Annotated in this window: 15 protein-coding genes and 1 pseudogene; 3 read left to right on the top strand and 13 right to left on the bottom strand. The window is 67.9% G+C overall.

The genetic code is table 11. From position 1 onward, the window contains the following. Positions 1 to 7: 7 nt before the first annotated feature. From HW532_RS01540 to HW532_RS01530, 3 genes are all read right to left on the bottom strand, one after another. A complete protein-coding gene (locus HW532_RS01540) occupies positions 8 to 1,369 on the bottom strand; it encodes a TRAP transporter large permease (protein WP_213162744.1) in 1,362 nt (453 codons plus the stop codon). A gap of 9 nt (positions 1,370 to 1,378) precedes the next feature. Then, positions 1,379 to 2,053 (bottom strand): TRAP transporter small permease, encoded by a 675-nt coding sequence (locus HW532_RS01535; protein ID WP_213162743.1) that lies wholly within the window; start codon positions 2,051 to 2,053, stop codon positions 1,379 to 1,381. Between the two features lie 104 nt (positions 2,054 to 2,157). Continuing rightward, a complete protein-coding gene (locus tag HW532_RS01530) occupies positions 2,158 to 3,393 on the bottom strand; it encodes a TRAP transporter substrate-binding protein (protein WP_213162742.1) in 1,236 nt (411 codons plus the stop codon). Positions 3,394 to 3,509: 116 nt separating this feature from the next. On the opposite strand from HW532_RS01530, the gene HW532_RS01525 reads away from it, so the two are divergent. From HW532_RS01525 to pta, 3 genes are all read left to right on the top strand, one after another. Further along, entirely contained in the window at positions 3,510 to 5,114 is a 1,605-nt protein-coding gene (locus HW532_RS01525; RefSeq protein ID WP_213162741.1) for a GMC family oxidoreductase, read from the top strand. Positions 5,115 to 5,163: 49 nt separating this feature from the next. After that, positions 5,164 to 6,942: a sulfoacetaldehyde acetyltransferase gene (gene xsc, locus HW532_RS01520; protein ID WP_213162740.1), complete on the top strand. Its 1,779-nt coding sequence runs from the start codon at positions 5,164 to 5,166 to the stop codon at positions 6,940 to 6,942. An 83-nt stretch (positions 6,943 to 7,025) separates the two neighbouring features. Continuing rightward, positions 7,026 to 8,051: a phosphate acetyltransferase gene (gene pta, locus HW532_RS01515; RefSeq protein ID WP_213162739.1), complete on the top strand. Its 1,026-nt coding sequence runs from the start codon at positions 7,026 to 7,028 to the stop codon at positions 8,049 to 8,051. Between the two features lie 47 nt (positions 8,052 to 8,098). Here the strand turns inward: pta and HW532_RS01510 are convergent, their stop codons facing one another. From HW532_RS01510 to rfbD, 10 genes and pseudogenes are all read right to left on the bottom strand, one after another. After that, positions 8,099 to 8,392 (bottom strand): hypothetical protein, encoded by a 294-nt coding sequence (locus HW532_RS01510; RefSeq protein ID WP_425491915.1) that lies wholly within the window; start codon positions 8,390 to 8,392, stop codon positions 8,099 to 8,101. Positions 8,393 to 8,485: 93 nt separating this feature from the next. Beyond that, complete coding sequence (gene rfbB, locus HW532_RS01505; RefSeq protein ID WP_213162737.1) at positions 8,486 to 9,544, bottom strand: dTDP-glucose 4,6-dehydratase; 1,059 nt, start codon at positions 9,542 to 9,544, stop codon at positions 8,486 to 8,488. Then, positions 9,535 to 10,122, bottom strand: a complete 588-nt coding sequence (rfbC, locus tag HW532_RS01500; RefSeq protein WP_213162736.1) for a dTDP-4-dehydrorhamnose 3,5-epimerase — start codon at positions 10,120 to 10,122, stop codon at positions 9,535 to 9,537. The genes rfbB and rfbC overlap by 10 nt, the downstream gene beginning before the upstream one ends. Positions 10,123 to 10,215: 93 nt before the next feature. Beyond that, positions 10,216 to 11,211, bottom strand: a complete 996-nt coding sequence (gene galE / locus HW532_RS01495) for a UDP-glucose 4-epimerase GalE (RefSeq protein WP_213162735.1) — start codon at positions 11,209 to 11,211, stop codon at positions 10,216 to 10,218. 16 nt (positions 11,212 to 11,227) lie between these two features. After that, positions 11,228 to 12,424 carry a polysaccharide pyruvyl transferase family protein gene (locus HW532_RS01490; protein WP_213164374.1) on the bottom strand — a complete coding sequence of 399 codons (1,197 nt, stop codon included), beginning with the start codon at positions 12,422 to 12,424 and terminating at the stop codon, positions 11,228 to 11,230. Between the two features lie 25 nt (positions 12,425 to 12,449). Beyond that, positions 12,450 to 13,771 (bottom strand): annotated as a pseudogene (locus HW532_RS01485) (glycosyltransferase family 4 protein). Positions 13,772 to 13,775: 4 nt separating this feature from the next. Continuing rightward, a complete protein-coding gene (locus HW532_RS01480; RefSeq protein WP_213162734.1) occupies positions 13,776 to 15,407 on the bottom strand; it encodes a hypothetical protein in 1,632 nt (543 codons plus the stop codon). Beyond that, positions 15,398 to 15,964 carry a hypothetical protein gene (locus HW532_RS01475; RefSeq protein WP_213162733.1) on the bottom strand — a complete coding sequence of 189 codons (567 nt, stop codon included), beginning with the start codon at positions 15,962 to 15,964 and terminating at the stop codon, positions 15,398 to 15,400. Before HW532_RS01475 ends, HW532_RS01480 begins: the two co-directional genes overlap by 10 nt. Continuing rightward, positions 15,961 to 16,893, bottom strand: coding sequence for a glucose-1-phosphate thymidylyltransferase RfbA (gene rfbA, locus HW532_RS01470; RefSeq protein ID WP_213162732.1), 933 nt, complete (start codon positions 16,891 to 16,893; stop codon positions 15,961 to 15,963). Before rfbA ends, HW532_RS01475 begins: the two co-directional genes overlap by 4 nt. After that, positions 16,890 to 17,879 carry a dTDP-4-dehydrorhamnose reductase gene (gene rfbD / locus HW532_RS01465; RefSeq protein WP_213162731.1) on the bottom strand — a complete coding sequence of 330 codons (990 nt, stop codon included), beginning with the start codon at positions 17,877 to 17,879 and terminating at the stop codon, positions 16,890 to 16,892. Before rfbD ends, rfbA begins: the two co-directional genes overlap by 4 nt. Between the last annotated feature and the right edge of the window lie 2 nt (positions 17,880 to 17,881).

The raw sequence follows: 17,881 nt of genomic DNA, 5'->3' as shown, positions 1-17,881 counted from the left end.
CTCTCCCCTACCGGACCGGCAGGAGCATGCTCGCGAGCTCCGGCGTCAGCGCCACCGCGATCCAGACGGCCAGCAGGGCAACCAGATAGAGCGTTGCATATTTCAGGAGGTGGAAATAGGCAATGCCGGTGACGCTGCTCGCCACATAGAGATTGAGTCCGTAGGGCGGCGTGATGAAGCCGATCGACGCGCCGACGAGGAAGATCACCGCGAAGTGGATCGGGTCCACGCCCACCGACTGGGCAATGGGGGCGAGGATCGGCGCGAGCACGATGGTCACGGGCAGGCTTTCCAGGATCATGCCGGCGACGAAGACGATGGCCATCGCGGTGAACAGCACGGCGTGATAGCCGCCCATTCCGGTCACGAAATTGCCGATGACCTCCTGCGCGCCGAGCAGGGAGAGGATCTGCTGCATCACCACGGAGACCGCGATCAGTGGGGCGAGAATGCCGGTGATCTGGGCTGAGCGCATGGTGATCGACGGGATTTCCAGGGCGCCGAACCCCTCCACGGTCAGCATGTCGCGGACGCGCTTCTCCGTCACCGGGCGATCATGGCCCGGCGCGCCCATGAACCGGTGGAGCGGTGCGCAGACGAGCCCGATAATGAGGCAGAAGCCGACCGTCACGCCGGCCGCCTCGGTGGGCGAGAACTTGCCCGTATAGATGCCCCACAGGACGAGGCCGATGGCGAAGAAGCCGAGCCAGGCGCCGAGCGCCGTCTTGAGGACCCGCGCGGGCTGAAGCGCGATCAGATGGCCCCAGCCATTGCGGCGGCACACCGCCCAGCAGACGGCCTGCATGGCCGCGACCATCATCGCTCCGGGGACGATGCCGGCCACGAACAGGTCGGAGATCGGCAGGTTCATCATGTAGCCGTAGACGATGAAGATGATCGAGGGCGGCACGATGATCCCGACCGTGCCGCCCGCCGCCGCGGTCGCCGCGGAGAAGCGCGGATCGTAGCCGCCCTTCACCATTTCCGGATGCAGCATGGCGCCGATGGTCGCCGTCGTCGCGGAGTTCGAGCCAGAGATCGCCGCGAACAGGCCGCAGGCCCCGATGCTCGCCATGCCGAGCCCGCCGCGCAGCCAGCCGAGGCAGGAATAGGCGAAGTCCGACAGCCGCCGCGCAATGCCAGACCGGTTGATGAGGTCGCCGGTGAGGATGAAGAGTGGCATGGCGAGCAGCGCGAAGCCGTCGGTGAAGACGTCGGAGAGCGCCGCCCCGATATTGTCGAGCGTCATGCCCAGCACGAAGCTGCAGCCGATCACCCAGTAGGCGATCACCAGGAAGACGGGCACGCCGAGCATGAACAGGCCCGTCACACCGAGCGAGATGAGGGTGATCCAGGTCGCGTCGGTCATCGCCGCCTCCTATTCGCCGCCGATCATTGCGGGCTTGAGAACCGCGACGCCGGCGCGGTAGCGCGCGATATCGTCGAGAAGGTTCTCCAGAACACGCGCCGCCATGAGCAGGAAGGCGACCGGAACGGACGAGAGCAGCCACCACTGGAGCACATTGTCGGTGCCGAGCAGGATCTGGAAGTTGGCCGCGGAGTTGGCCGCGACCCGCCCGGAGGTCACGATCACCACCCAGCACAGGCCGAGCCAGAGCGCCGCGTCGAGGAGCGAGCAGAAGAGCTGGCCGCCGCGCGGCAGGCTCATGCGGATCTCAGCGAAGGCGAGATGCGTCCTGAGCCGCACATTATAGGCGCAGCCGAACCACGTCATGATGAGGAACAGATAGGGCGGCAGCGTCGTGGACCACGCCGCCTGCTCCGACAGCACGAAGCGCCGGAAGACCTCCACGAAGATGATGCCCGCGATGACGAGATAGCTCCACACCATCACGGTGCGCTCCAGGTGCCGGTCGATGAACGGCACCAGCCGGTAGAGGGCGAGAACGAGCGCGCCGCCGACCAGCGTGACCGCGAGGCCCAGAAGCCAGACGCCGTCGGCCCCCATGGCCTCGCTGATCGCCCAGGCATCGTCCGACAGGAACGCGCCGACGATGTCGCCGGCTTCCGCAAAGAGTTGAGAGAGCGGCATATCGATGAGCCTCCAGCCCGTTCGCCGTTCGTGCTGTCAGGAGGACAGGCGGGCGGCCCCTTCCCTCTCCGGGTGGAGGCCGCCCGCCTGTCGGACGGGACCGGTCAGGCCGACCGCCACCAGCGGCGGGGCTCGACATTCTCCGGACGCATGTCGGCGGGCACCTCGCGCGCCACCTCCGAGATCGTCTTGTAGGTGTCGATGCCGCCGGCCCACTTGTCGAGGCGCTCGCGCCAGGCCGCCCAGGGCTCCGGATTGTATTGCGGCGAGCACATCTCCTCTGCCGTCCTGATCTCCTCGTCGGAGAGGAAGGCGGGGCGGACATTGTATTCCTCGAACAGCGTGCCCGGCAGTTGCGGGTCGGAGAAGCCGACCGTCTTCACAAGCGCCGCCTCGTTCGCCGCCTGCACCTGCACCTGCGCCAGATAGGCCGATTCCATCACCGCGTCCTGGAGATGCTCATCGAGGCTGTCGAACACCTTGGCCGACATGGAGGTGTGCTCGGTGCCGCAGAAGAAGCGCAGATCGACCGACTGGGACACGACCGGCGACATGTTGGCGTAGGCCACCGCGGAAGCCCAGGTTTCCGCGCCGTCGATCAGCCCCTGCTTGAGGCCGTCGAGCGTCTCCTCCCAGGCGATGGGCACGGGGTTGAGGTTCAGGAGCTGCATGGCGATGCGGCCGAGCTGGGTGCCGGTCACGCGGTTCTTCGTGCCGAAGAGCTGCTCCAGCTTGGTGACCGTCGGCTTGTCCTGCCAGCCGAGACCGAGCTGGATGCCGCGCAGCTCGCAATGGGAGAACAGGAACTTCAGCCCGTGGCGCTTCTCCAGCGGGTCGCGCAGCACCTTCTGGCTCACCGGGCTGTAGAGGAAGTGATATTGCGATGCCCGCCCCGGGAACATGTAGGCATAGTCGAGAACGTTCAGATAGGGCGCGCCGCCGGCGGAGTTCTGGGTGGAGGCGGCATAGATGTCGACGATGCCAAGCTGGGTCTTCTCCACGCAGGACAGCTGGCCGCAGATCTGGTTGTCGCCGATGAACTCGATGCGGATCTCGCCATCGGTGCGTTCCTCCAGATCGCGCGCGAACTCGAGGCACCCCGCCCGCTCGATCAGCAGGTTGCGCGCATTGAAGCCGGAGGCGCCGAATTTGAGCGTGTACCTGGCCTTCTTGGCGAAGCGCTTGTCGTAGGTCGTTTCCGCGGCCCGGGCGAGCGAATCGAAGCTCATGGCACCGGCGAAGCTGCCGGCGGCAAGCAATGTCGAGGTGACGCCGAACTGCCCGGTCAGCCTGAACAGGTCGCGTCGGGACAGGTGTCCCAGCTTGTCTGTGATCTTCACGGTTTCCTCCCATATGTTTTATAAAATGAGACTTGTAGTCTCAAAAATTCATACTATAGTTTCGCCGAAGAATTCAAGGCGCAAAAACGCCGTGCCACGGGAGGCCAACGTCTGGGATGAGTGATCTGGAAGCTGACTATGTGATCGTCGGCGCCGGTTCGGCGGGCTGCGTTCTGGCCAACAGGCTGAGCGCGGACCCCTCGGTTCGCGTAGTGCTTCTGGAAGCGGGCGGAGCGGACACGAACCCCTGGATCCACGTGCCCGTCGGCTACTTCAAGACGATGCACAATCCCAAGGTCGACTGGTGCTACAGGACAGAGCCCGACGCGGGGCTGAACGGGCGCCGGATCGACTGGCCGCGCGGCAAGGTGCTCGGCGGCTCCTCCTCCCTCAACGGGCTGCTCTATGTGCGCGGCCAGCAGGCCGACTACGACCGCTGGCGCCAGATGGGCAACGAGGGCTGGGCGTTCTCCGACGTCCTGCCGCTCTTCAAGCGCGCGGAGGACCAGGAGCGCGGGGCCGACGACTATCACGGCACGGGCGGGCCGCTGGCCGTCACCGACATGCGCCTGAAGCGGCCGATCTGCGATGCCTGGATCGAGGCGGCGCAGAACGCCGGCTACCCGCGCAACGAGGACTATAACGGCGCCTCGCAGGAGGGCGTGGGCTATTTCCAGCTCACCGCGCGCAACGGCCGGCGCTGCTCGGCCGCCGTCGCCTATCTGAGGCCCGTGCGCAACCGCGCCAATCTCACGATCCTCACCCATGCCCACACGACCCGGCTCGTCCTCGACGGCCGCCGGGCGACGGGGGTGGCCTATCTCGGCCGCGACGGGCGCGAGCGCACGGTGCGCGCGCTGGGCGAGGTGATCGTGTCCTCCGGCGCCATCGGCTCGCCCCATCTCCTCATGCGCTCCGGCATCGGCGAGGCCGACGCGCTCCGCCAGCACGGCATCGACGTTGCGGCCGACCTGCCGGGCGTCGGCAAGAACCTGCAGGACCATCTCCAGGCCCGCCTCGTCTATACCTGCAACGAGCCGACGCTGAACGACGAGGTGCGCAGCCTGGCCAACAAGCTGCGCATCGGGTTGCGCTACATCCTGTTCCGCTCCGGCCCCATGACCATGGCGGCCAGCCTGGCGACCGGCTTCCTGAAGACGCGGGCCGGGCTCGAGACGCCGGACATCCAGTTCCACATCCAGCCCTGGTCGGCCGACAGTCCGGGCGACGGGGTCCACCCCTTTTCCGCCTTCACCATGTCGGTCTGCCAGCTTCGCCCGGAAAGCCGCGGCGAGGTCAGGCTCGACGGCGACGACCCCCTCGCCTATCCCGCGATCCATCCGAACTATCTGGCGACCGACCTCGACCGGCAGACCATTGTGGAGGGCGTGAAGATCGCCCGCCGCATTGCCGGTCACGCGCCGCTGGCGGCCAGGATCGCCGGCGAGTTCGCGCCGGGCGAGACCGCGCGCAGCGACGCCGACCTCCTCGAGTGGGTGCGCGACACCGCCACCACGATCTATCACCCGACGGGCACCTGCAAGATGGGGCGCGACCCCATGGCCGTGGTCGATCCCCGCCTCAGGGTCCACGGGATCGCGGGGCTGCGCGTCGCCGACTGCTCGATCATGCCGGAGATCGTGTCCGGCAACACCAACGCGCCCGCCATCATGATCGGCGAAAAGGCCAGTGACATGATCCTGGAAGATCGCCGAAGCTGAGACACGTCACACTCACCGTTCCGGAAAGGCAAGGGAGGAACCGCGCCCCATGAAAATGACGACCGAAGAAGCATTCGTGAAGGTCCTGCAGATGCACGGCATCGAGCACGCCTTCGGCATTATCGGCTCCGCCATGATGCCGGTGTCGGACCTGTTCCCGGCCGCGGGCATCACCTTCTGGGACTGCGCGCACGAGGGCAATGCCGGCATGATGGCGGACGGCTTCACCCGCGTGTCGGGCAAGATGTCCATGTGCATCGCCCAGAACGGCCCCGGCATCACCAATTTCGTCACGCCCATCAAGACGGCCTACTGGAACCACACCCCGCTGCTCCTGGTCACGCCGCAGGCGGCCAACAAGACCATCGGCCAGGGCGGTTTCCAGGAAATCGAGCAGATGGCGGCGTTTGAGGACATGGTCTGCTATCAGGAGGAGGTGCGCGACCCCTCGCGCATCGCGGAGGTGCTGAACCGCGTGATCGGCAAGGCATGGCGCGCCAGCGCGCCCGCGCAGATCAACGTGCCGCGCGATTTCTGGACGCAGGTCGTCGATATCGAGCTGCCGCAGATCGTGGGCTTCGAGCGCCCCTCCGGCGGCCGCGAGGCCATTGCGGAGGCGGCAAGGCTGCTCTCGGAGGCGAAGTTCCCCGTCATCCTCAATGGCGCGGGCGTCGTGCTCGGCAACGCGGTCGAGGCCTCAAGGGCTCTGGCCGAACGGCTGACGGCACCGGTCTGCTGCGGCTACCAGCACAACGACGCCTTCCCGGGTTCGCATCCGCTATCGTGCGGGCCGCTCGGCTATAACGGCTCCAAGGCCGCCATGCAGCTCATCGCCAAGGCCGATGTGGTGCTGGCGCTCGGCACCCGCCTCAACCCGTTCTCCACCCTGCCCTGCTACGGGATCGACTACTGGCCGGAGAATGCCCGGCTGATCCAGGTCGACATGAATGCCGACCGCATCGGCCTGACCAAGAAAGTGACCGTCGGCATCCAGGGCGACGCGGGCCAGGTCGCCGAGCAGATCCTGGCGGGGCTCGCCCCCGACGCCGGCGAGGCGGGCCGCAGCGACCGCGAGGCGTTCATCCACCGCACCAAGTCCGCCTGGCTGCAGGAGCTCTCCTCCATGGACCACGAGGAGGACGATCCGGGCACCACATGGAACGAGCGCGCGCGCAAGCGTCAGCCGAAGCACATGTCGCCGCGCATGGCGTGGCGCGCGATCCAGGCCGCCCTGCCGAAGGAGGCGATCATCTCCTCCGACATCGGCAACAACTGCGCCATCGGCAACGCCTATCCGACCTTCGAGGAGACCCGCAAATATCTCGCGCCGGGCCTCTTCGGCCCCTGCGGCTACGGATTTCCGGCGATCACGGGCGCGAAGATCGCCCGCCCCGACGTGCCGGTGGTCGGCTTTGCCGGCGACGGCGCCTTCGGCATCTCCATGAACGAGATGACGGCTATCGGACGCAAGGAATGGCCGCCCATCACCATGGTGATCTTCCGCAACTACCAGTGGGGCGCTGAGAAGCGCAACACGACGCTCTGGTACGACGACAACTTCGTCGGCACCGAGCTCGATCTCGATGTGCAATACGCCAGGATCGCGGAGGCCTGCGGGGTCCAGGGCGTCCAGGTCACCACCATGGACGAACTCACCGCCGCGCTCGGCAAGGCCATCGAGGACCAGATGAAGACCGGCAAGACCACCTTCATCGAAGCCGTCCTCAACCAGGAGCTCGGCGAACCGTTCCGCCGCGACGCCATGAAGAAGCCGGTGCCGGTCGCCGGCATCTCCCGCGACGACATGCGCCCGCAGAAGGGCGCCTGACCCGCGCGGGCGGCGGGCCCCCAGAACAGACCAATCGGGGCCCGCCGCCGCTATCGCGGCCGACTCTTGGGAGGAAACGGCACATGAAAGCCTTGGAGGACATCGTCTGCGCGGCCCGGCGGTCGCCGCAGCGGATCGTGCTGGCGGAGGGCGAGGACGACCGCATCGTCGAGGCCGCCGCCCGGGCCGCGCGCGACGGCATCGCCCGGCCCATCCTGCTCGGCAGGCCCCGCGTCATTGCCGAGACCTGCGCGACGCTCGGGATCGATCCCGATCTGTTTTCCCTGATCGATCCTACCGCCTCCGCCCTTGCGGAGGGCTATGCGGAAGTCTATCTCGGCCTGCGCCGGCACAGGGGCGTCGACTGGGAGGCCGCGCATGCGGCGGTTACGGATCCTCTCGGCTTCGCCGCCATGATGGTGCGCATGGGCGATGCCGACGGAACGGTCGGCGGCGCGGTCGCGACCACGGCCGACACCATCCGAACCGCGCTCCAGATCATCGGGCGCGCGCCCGAGGTGGAGACGGTGTCGAGCTTCTTCGTGATGATGCTCTGCGAGCAGCACCACATCCTCAAGGGCGCGCTCATCTTCGCCGACTGCAGCCTGAATGTGGAGCCGACCGTGGACGAGCTCGCCGACATCGCGATCTCGTCCGCCGACTCCTACCGCGCGCTTGTCGGAAACGAACCGCGCGTTGCCATGCTCTCCTTCTCCACAAGCGGCAGCGCGAACCATGAGTGCGTAAGCCGGGTGGCCGATGCCGCGGCCCTCGTCCACAGCCGCAGGCCCGAGCTCAAGGTCTATGGCGACGTGCAGTTCGACAGCGCCATCGTGCCGGAGATCTCCGCGCGCAAGGCGCCGGATTCGCCCATCGAGGGGCAGGCCAACGTCCTCGTCTTCCCCAATCTCGACGCGGCCAATATCGGCTACAAGATCGCCCACCGCATCGGTGGCGCCAAGGCCATCGGGCCGATCCTCCAGGGCCTCGCAAAACCGGCGAACGACCTGTCGCGCGGCTGCGATGCCGACGACGTCTATTACGCCATCGCGGTGACGGCCGTTCAGGCTCTCGATCTGACATGTGACGCGGCGAGGCCCGCCGTCTGAAGGGCCCCGCCGCACGCACCGCGCGCTTGGGAGGGAGGGTCGCGCGGTTACTTCTTCATCATCGACTTGATCACGCCGACGACGATCATGAGGACGGCGCCACCGATGCCGCCGCCGGCGATATCGCCGACAATCGACCCGATATCCATGCCGCCCGCGGCGCCGGCGCCATCGGCCATGCCGGATGCAGCGCCACCCAGCACCGCCGCCAGGATCTGACCTCCGATGCCGCCGCCGACAATGCCGGCAATCGAGTTCCCCACCGTTCCAAGACTATAGTCCTTGAGCGCGGCCCCGGCGGCGTTACCCCCGACTGCACCAGCCACAAGCTGGATGATCACTGCTACAATATCCATGTCAGCGCTCCATTGTTGGCAAGCACTACCTGCTTTGCCGTGCAACGAATCACATTATACTTGACAAACGACTTGCACTCACCCGGCGACAACCAGTCCAAGGCGGTCGCCGGGGTAGATCGTCTTGCGCAACGGCGCCCACCACCACGCATTGTCCAGATACCACCGGACCGTCTGCTCCAGACCGTCCGCGAACTCCCGCGACGGACGCCAGCCGAGCGTGCGCTCGAGCTTCGCGGGGTCTATGGCATAGCGCCGGTCGTGGCCGGGGCGGTCCTCGACATGGGTTATGAGACGGCTGTGCTGCCCGCCGCGGGGATTGAGCCGGTCCATGATGGCGCAGATGCCGTCCACCACATCGATATTGCTGCGCTCGTTCGCGGCCCCGATCGCGTAGCGCTCCCCGGGAACGCCGCGCCGCGCAACGAGATCGAGCGCGCGGGCATGGTCCTCGACATGCAGCCAGTCGCGCACATTGCCGCCATCGCCATAGACCGTCAGGGGCTTGCCCTCCAGCGCATTGAGGATCGTGAGCGGGATGAGCTTTTCGGGAAACTGGTGGGGCCCGTAATTGTTGGTGCAGCTCGTCACGACGACCGGCAGCCCGTAGGTGCGCCACCACGCCATGGCCAAATGATCCGAGGCCGCCTTGCTCGCGGCATAGGGCGAGCTCGGATCGTAGCGCGTCTCCTCGGTGAAGCGCGGTGCGGCCGGCCCCAGCGAGCCATGGACCTCGTCGGTGGAGACGTGGACGAAGCGGAAGTCATTGCGGCGCGGCGCGGCGAGGCTGTCCCAATAGTCGCGCGCGGCCTCCAGCAGAGCGTGGGTTCCCACGATATTGGTCTCGATGAAGGCCGACGATCCCGTGATCGAGCGGTCGACATGGCTTTCCGCGGCGAGGTGGAGCACGCAATCGGGCTCGAAGCTCGCGAAGGCGTCCGCGACCGCGGCCCGGTCGCAGATGTCGATGCACGCGAAGTCGTGCGCGCGGTTGTTGCGCACCGCGCTCAGCGAGGCGAGCGTTCCGGCATAGGTGAGCTTGTCGAGCGTCAGCACCCGCGCGCCGCGCTCCAGCACCAGATACCGGACGACGGCGGAGCCGACGAAACCCGCGCCGCCGGTGACCATCACGCGCATGATACCGCCTCGCTGCCCTCATGGCGGAAGTACACCGTGTCGACATCCGCCAGGCGCGGCCAGCTCAGGTCCTTGCGCGACAGCGTCGCCTCGCCGGGATCGATCCCCCAGTCTATGCCGAGTGCGGGATCGTCCCAGGCCAGCCCCCGCTCCGCCTTGGCGTCGTAATGGGCGGTCACCTTGTAGGCAACGGCGGTGTCGGGCTCGAGCGTCACGAAACCGTGGGCAAAGCCCGGCGGAATCCAGAGCTGGCGCCAGTTCTCCGCGGAAAGCTCCACCGCGACGTGCTCCCCATAGGTCTCAGACCCCACCCGGATATCGACCGCGACATCCCTGATCGCGCCTTGGAGCACCCGCACGAGCTTGCCCTGCGCGCTCGGTGCGATCTGGAAATGCAGGCCGCGCACCGTACCGGCGGGTTTCGACCAGGACTGGTTGTCCTGGACGAAGTCGGCCGCACCGGCGGCGGCCTCGAAGCAGTCCGCGCGGAAGGTCTCCGCGAAGGTCCCGCGCTCGTCGCCGTGGATGTCCGGAGTGAACAGCACGAGATCCGGTATGGCGAGCGTTTCATGTCTCATGGGCGACCTCCAGACGTTGCGTGGCCGCGGCTCCTCCACGGGGCCGAGTATCGTGATCCGGGCCATGGGCGGGTCCTCCCTCCTCAGCGGTTGTCACGCCGCCGCCGTCCGGCGCGCCTTCAGCGCACCCTCCCAGGCAAGGGCGTGGGCGACGATGGTGTCGAGATCGTCATGGGCCGGCTGCCAGCCGAGCACGCCGCGAATGCGGTCCGCGCCCGCTACGAGCGCCGCCGGGTCGCCGGCACGGCGCGGCGCCATCGCGACCGGGAAATCGACGCCGGAGACACGCTTCACCGCGTCGATCACCTCGCGCACGGAATAGCCGTGGCCGTAGCCGCAATTGAGCACCAGATCCCCGCCCCCCTGTTCCAGATGGCGAAGCGTCAGGAGGTGGGCATGGGCCAGATCGCTCACATGGATGTAGTCGCGGATGCAGGTGCCGTCGGGTGTGGGATAGTCCTCGCCGAAGATCTCCAGCCCTACGCGCTCGCCCGTCGCCGCCTGGCTCGCGACCTTGATGAGATGGGTGGCGCGGGCGCCCGACTGGCCGGACCGGCCGCCCGGATCGGCGCCGGCGACGTTGAAATAGCGCAGCGCCCCATAGGCGATGTCGTGGGCGGCCGCGGCATCGCGCAGCATGAGCTCCGTCATCATCTTGGAGGTGCCGTAGGGCGAGATGGGCGCGAGCGGCGCCTCCTCCCCGATCGGGGTCTTCTCCGGCTCGCCATAGACGGCGGCGGAGGACGAGAAGATGAAATGCTTCACGCCCGTCTCGACCGCGCAGGCGATCAGCGAGCGCGATTTCACCGTGTTGTTGAGATAGTAGCCGAGCGGATCCGTCACCGAATCCGGCACCACGATGGAGCCGGCGAAATGGATGACCGCCGTCACGCCGTGGCGGCGCATCAGGTCCGCGACGAGCGCCTCGTCGCCGCAATCGCCCTCCACGAAGGCCGCCTCGTCCGGCACGGCCCAGCGAAAGCCCGTGGAGAGATCGTCGAGCACCACCACCTCGCGCCCCGCGCCCAGAAGCGAGAGCACCATGTGACTGCCGATATAGCCGGCACCGCCTGTTACCAATATCGTCATCTCTACCCTCTGTTGATCATGCGCAGGCAGCCGTCTTCTCCGGCGCCCGTTTCGGGCTTGCCGCGACGTCGACCATTCTGTTGGCGACGCCGTTCTCCACGAGAAAGCTGCGCATTTCGCGATAGGTGTGGAACCAGGCCCTGTTGAACCGGTCGAACAGGGACTGGTCCCAATAGTCTTCCAAGCGGAACGTTTCCTCCGAAAACACGTCGTGGCTCGGAATGCGGAAGGTCTCGGCGAACTCCGCTGTCCGGCTGTCATAGGTGAAGTAGATCGAGGGCACGCCGTTCGCCAGCGCCATCAGATTGCCGTGCAGCCTGTAGCCGAGCACGAGGTCGAGCTCGCGCACGAGCGTCTCGTAGTCGGCGACGACGTCCGAATAGAACAGCCGCGTCCGGTAGAGCGCCTCGATCTCGTCGTCGAGGAACCAGTCGGCCGCCCAGGGATTGGCCCTCAGCGCGGCGAAGGCCTCCTCGTGCCGGTCCGGCGTGCCGAGCACGAGCGCCTTCTCCTCCACCTCGCCCTGCGCCATCAGCGTCACGTCGAAGCGGGCCGCCATCGCCTTCACCAGGTCGCGGTGGGTCGTGAGATAGTGGCGCACGTCGCGGGCATAGGCCGGCGAGACCTCGCGCCGGAGCGTCACCCCCACCCTGGCGACATCCTCCAGCCCCGGCAGCGTGACGGAGAGGTCTGGATCGTTCCGGCGGAAGGCCGTCGGACAGCCGATGATGCGGGTATTGCGGATGCCGAGCCCCCACAGCACATCCGCCGTATAGGCGCCGCGCACGCCGATGGAGGGGGTGGACTCCGCCATCAGCCGGAGCACGGTCTTCGTCTCCTCCGACAGCGACAGCGCGCCCTCCACCGGGGCCTGCGCGCCGATGCCGAAGCCGATGACGGGAAGCTTGAGGCGCTTCAGGACGGGGATCGCGTTCTCCCAGTTCATCGCCTGGTGGATGTAGTTCGACCCGCGCAGGAAGACGTAGTCGCACTCCTCGCGCAGCCGGTCGATCTCCTCCATGCGCGGATTGGCGATCGGCAGCACCCGCACCGTGTCGAAATCCAGGAGCTTCAGCGAGGAATCGTAGACGAAGGCATCGCCGATATTGTGGTAGTGGGCGATATGCCGCTCGACATTCCGGTAGTCGTACCAGCGAACATTGTCGTGGTCATAGACCTCGCCGGACGGGATCATGACAAGGATGCGGGCGATGGTGTCCTCCTTCGGGCTCCAACGGTCAGGCGGTCTGCGCGACGGTGTCCGGCGACGCCGGCTCGCCGGCCGGCTGGCGCTTCTCCAGGACGTCGAGATAGAGATCGAGATGGCGCCGCGCACAGGCGCGGTAGGAGCAGGGCTCCGGGATCCCGTCGCGCAGGCGGTCCCACAGCCCCTCCTCCGTAAGCGCCTCGACCAGCCGGTCGGCAAGGTCCTCGGCGCTGAACACCCGGAAATGCAGGCCGTTGACCCGGTCGGCGATCTTCTCCGCCATGCCGCCGATATTACTGGAGATCAGCGGGCGGCGGTGGAAGAAGGCCTCCTGGATGACCACCGGCGAGTTCTCCCACCAGATGGAGGGCATGACCACCCAGTCGACCGACTGCATGAGATGCGGCATCTCCGCGTTCTGGTAGGCGCCATAGAAGCGCACACGCGGGCCGGCCCGCTCGATCAGCTCCTCCACGGTCTTGCGGTAGGCCTCCGGCTGGCGCTCCAGATTGCTGCCGAAGATCATCAGCCGGGCATCCTCGCCCCAGATCTCCTCCGGCACGCGGGTGACCGCGTCGAGCAGCACGTCGACGCCCTTATAGGGGTGAGCTGGCCGAAGAAGGCGAAGCGCGAACGCCGTGGCCGGGGGCCTGTGAGCGTGCGCGCCGGCGCTTCTTCCGCCACGTCGAGGCCGTTCTCGATAACGGTGATGCGGTCCGGATCGATGCCCCATTCCGTATAGCGGCCGGCCAGGAACGCGCTCGGCACCACATAGTGGTCGGCCAGCTCCAGCATGGCCTTCACGAAGCGTTCGCGGCGCAGGAACCGTGCCGGCGCGATGTCGGGAAAGCAGCCATTGCAGTCTATCGGCGAGGCGGCGTGGCACAGGCGACGATTGCCGGTCTTCACCATCTGGCCGTCATGGGCGCAGATCGGCACGAATTCGTGGAAGGTCATCACGATGGCCGCATCCGGCAGCGCCTCGCGCACCGCATAGAGCGTCTCCAGGCCGAGGCCGAGCACATGATGGAAATGGACGATGTCCGGCTCGAGCTCGCGGACGAAGCGCAACAGGTCCTGCCGGACTTCATCCGTATTGTGATTCGACAGGAAGAAATGGTTGAAATCGTTCGCGTAATAGAGGAGCTCGTTCTCCTTGTGGCCGAGGCTCATCAGGGCCGATGCGCTATGGCGCGGCACCGGCGGGCCGACGCGGGCGAGATAGAAGGAGCTCACATCGTCGAGCTCGTTCAGCCCCTTGTGGAGGTTGTGCGACGCCACCTCCGCGCCGCCGAGCGACTGGCTCGGATGCCCGTGAGACACGACAAGGATGCGGATGGCGCTCTCGCTCAACGGGTCAGCCTCCCATATTCGACATGACGAGCGACCAGCGGCGCTCGAAGGCCCAGCGGTCGATGCGCCGCGCGAGCCTGCGCCAGTGCGCGCCGGCCTCGATATCCTCCTCCGCCCCGAGCATCTCCACTTCCGGCAGCCACAGGGAGGCGGTGCCGGCGAGCTTCAGCTTGAGGGCGAGGTCGAGCCCCTTCTCCGCCGATCCGACATAGCCCCTGGTGAACCCCTCGACCTCCTCGAAGGCGGCCCGGCTCACCATGCAGCAATCGGGCGTGCCGGCGGTCACCTCGGCGGGCTCGGCGCCATCGAGCACGGCGCGCGGATAGCCCACATAGCGCTCCGCCAGGGTGCGCCCCTGCCCCTCGCCCTCCAGCCATATGCCGGCCCAGCGAATGGAGCCGTCCTCGAACAGGATCGCGGGCGACACGAGATACTTCCCGCCGCGGCTGCGATAGGCCGCCTCCAGCCGCGACAGCCAGCCCGGCCCGCGCGGCAGGATATGAGCCGACATGAGCGCCAGCGTCTCCGATTTGGTTGCGGAGATGCCGGCCTCCAGAGCGTCGCAGCGGTCCTCAATCCGCTCCCCGTAGACGACCCGGATGGCGAGGCCGTAGAACCCCGCCAGCCGCCGGATCTCGCTGCCCACCTCGTCGAGGCTTTCCGACGGGCCGGCGAGCACGATAGGCAGTTTGCGCGTCTCCGGGTCGAGCGCCAGAAGGGCGAGCAGGATATCGAGATCGCCGGTCCGCCCATCCGTGCCGATCACGAGCGCAAGCGGCGCCGTCTCGTCGAACGCGCCGATATCGTCGGTTTCCGCCGCGACGGGCTTGCCGCGCTGGAGCGATTGCACCATGGGGCCGAACTGGCGCTCGATGGCATTGAGGGCCGTGGAGGAATTGGGATCGAGCGTGGCGAGCAACCGCTCGATCACCTGGCGCGCGGTCAACCGTGTCGTCACGAGCGGATAATGGGCCGGCAGGCCGTCCTCGAGCGAAAGCTCCAGATAGATCGGGCCGGTCGCGCCATGCTCCGCCATGCGCGGCGCGAAGGCGATGAAGCCATGGCGATTGTGCTGCGGGTTGAGGCTCGCAAACAGGGCATCGTCGGCGAAGGCCCGCGTGACGTCGGGGCGTGCCTGCCGCGTCCAGCGCTCGTCGAGCACAGCCGACTGGGCGCCGGCATGAAGCGTTACGGAGCCGACCAGCCTGTCGGGGTCGAGCAGCCAGCCGGAGACCACGATCCCGCCATCGTCGACGATGGCCGCGAAGTCGATGCCGAGCCGGACGGGCTTTTCGAGGCCGGAGACCGTATCCTGCCCGTCATAGCGGTGGGCGGCGACATTGAGCTTGGCGGTGACCTCCGCGCTGCCGGAAACCCGCGGCAGCATCGCGCGGATATGGGAGGGCGTCTCGGTGGGCTCGCGCAGCACGCGCTGCTCGTAGACGCGGACGCAGCGCCACCCCTCCTTGCCCCTGAAGAACAGGCTGCGGAGCGCGGCGGCGTCCACCGGCTCCTTCGCCTCCACCAGCCCGGCGAAGCCCTGGCCCCCGCCGCCGAGGTCCTCGCGCTCGAAGGTGCCGCTTGTCAGTTCGGCAAGCACCGGCGCGCCGCTGCCGCCGACCGCGATCACGCGCATGCGCCCCGGGGCAGCTCCGTCGCCCAGCCCTGGACGAACACATCGCCCTCCTCCGACCGGCCCATCACCTCGATGAAGCCGTCGCCCTGCGCGGCAAGCCGCAGAAGGGCCGCAACGCGCGAGAGCCGGAGCGGGTTGGGGGTGCCGGCAAGCAGCGCCTCCACGATCCCGTCGACCACCGCGCCATAGGCCGGACCGGCCTCCTCCCTGAGCGCCCGGAACGCCTCGTCGAGGCTTCGCGCGCGCTCGTCCAGAACATAGCGCACCGGCTGGCCGGGCTGGCGGAAGACGACCGACTCCAGCCGGGTGCGGGATGTCGACTTGAGCGGCACCAGGGCGACGAAACCGTAGGGCGCATCGGAGCCTTGCGCGGTGCGGCGCCAGCTCACAATGGCCGCCTGGGACAGCGTGTTCGGATCGCCGTTCAGAAGCACATGAAGGGTCGCCGGCATCATGTCGCCGGCGCCGGCGATGAGCGCGAGGCTGTCATCGACCATGGCGAGCATGGCCCTGTGGCCGTCCTGCACCCGATGGTCGGCTGTGCGGTGCTCGTTCATGGCAGGCTCATCCTGCTCTCGCCGCCGACCGGCAGGCCGCCCGCGGGGTCCGGGACACTGCCCTCCTCCCGGGCGAGATGTGCGAGATAGAGGCCGTATTCGCTGCTGCCATAGGCGCGGGCACGCTCGGCAAGCCCGTCCGCGTCGATCAGGCCGAGCTGGAATGCGGTCTCCTCCGGGCAGCCGACCTTGAGGCCCTGGCGCTCCTCGATCGCCTGGACGAACTGCGCCGCCTGCAGGAGGCTCGCGGGCGTTCCGGTATCGAGCCAGGCACAGCCGCGCCCGAGCGTCTCGACCGCAAGTTCGCCGTCCTCCAGATAGGACCGGTTGAGGTCGGTGATCTCGAGTTCCCCGCGTGCCGATGGCCGAAGCTCGGCGGCGCGGTCCGGCGCGGTACCGTCATAGAGATAGAAGCCCGTCACGGCGAGATTGGACGGCGGAGAGGCCGGTTTCTCGATGATGTCGAGCGGCGCGCCGTCGCCGTCGAAGGCCAGGACGCCGTAGCGCTGCGGGTCGCGCACGGGATGGGCGAAGACCGTCGCCCCGGCGGGCCGCCGTACCGCGCGCCTCAGGCGCTCGCGCAGCCTGTCGCCATGGAACAGATTGTCTCCGAGGACGAGCGCGCAGCCCTCGCCGGACAGGAAGTCCCGCCCGATCAGCAGGGCCTGGGCGATGCCTTCGGGCCGCGGCTGGCTGGCATAGGCGATGGAGACCCCGAATGCCGAGCCGTCGCCGAGCAGGGACCGGAAGGCCTCCGCCTGTCCCGGTCCGGTGACGACGAGGATGTCCCGCACCCCCGCCAGCAGGAGCGTGGAGAGCGGGTAGAAGATCATCGGCTTGTCCCAGACGGCGAGGAGCTGCTTGCTGGTCGCCTTGGTGACCGGCCACAGCCTGGTGCCCTCTCCGCCTGCGAGGATGATGCCCTTCATGCGCGCCTCCCATTGCCGCCGGACAGGAGACCGCCGGACAGGAGGCCGACAGTCCGGCGCACACCGTCCTGCCAGGGGCGGGGCTCCAGCCCGAGCCGTGCGCGGGCAAGGCCCGTGTCGAGCGCCGCATAGCGCGGGCGGCGGGCGGGCTCGTCGCGTCCGGCCGCGCTGACGCCGTTGACGAGGCGGGGATCGGCCCGGCAGATCGCAGCGATCTCCAGCGCGATGTCGCGCGGCGTCGCGCCGCCCTTGCCGGCGAAATGATAGGTGCCCGACGGCACCGGCCTGCCGGCGCGCAGGCGCGCGGTGAGCGCCGTTATGGCGTCCGCGAGCTCGTCCACGGAGGTCGGCGAGGCGACGCGGTCCGATACGGCATCGACCCTCTCGCCGGCGGCGAGCCTGTCGAGGAACGCGGAGACGAAGGACCGGCGTGCGCTGCCGTGCAGCCACGCCGTCCTCAGGATGACATGGCGGCAGCCGCTCGCCCGCACGGCCCGCTCGCCCTCCTCCTTGGTCGCGCCATACCAGTTCACCGGCGCGACGGCGTCATATTCGTGATAGGGGCGGTTCGCCTCGCCGTCGAACACGAAATCCGTCGAGATATGGATCAGCGTGCCCTCGATCCCGGCGACCGCATCGGCAAGCGAGGCCGCGATGCCGGCATTGACGGCCCGGCAGGCTTCGCGGTGCTCCTCGGCCGCGTCGACGCCGGTGAAGGCGGCGGCATTGACGACAATGGCGGGCCTGAGCGCCTCGACCATGGTGGCGAGCGCCGCGGCGTCCGTCGCATCGACGACCGGTCTCGGCGGCGCGAAGGCCCATATGCCAGCCATATCGTAGGCCGCGCCGAGCGCCCGGCCCAGGAGGCCGCTGCCTCCGAGCACGAGAACGCCGGCCTCGCTGCCGGTGGGAAGGCCCGTGCGACAACGGTCCTTTCCGGCGGCGGTCTGCGCTCTCTGGCGCGCCTCGATGCCGTGGACCGTCATGC

Source organism: Kaustia mangrovi (genome assembly GCF_015482775.1).
GTDB lineage: Bacteria > Pseudomonadota > Alphaproteobacteria > Rhizobiales > Im1 > Kaustia > Kaustia mangrovi.
This window is presented reverse-complemented; position numbering and strand designations above follow the sequence as displayed.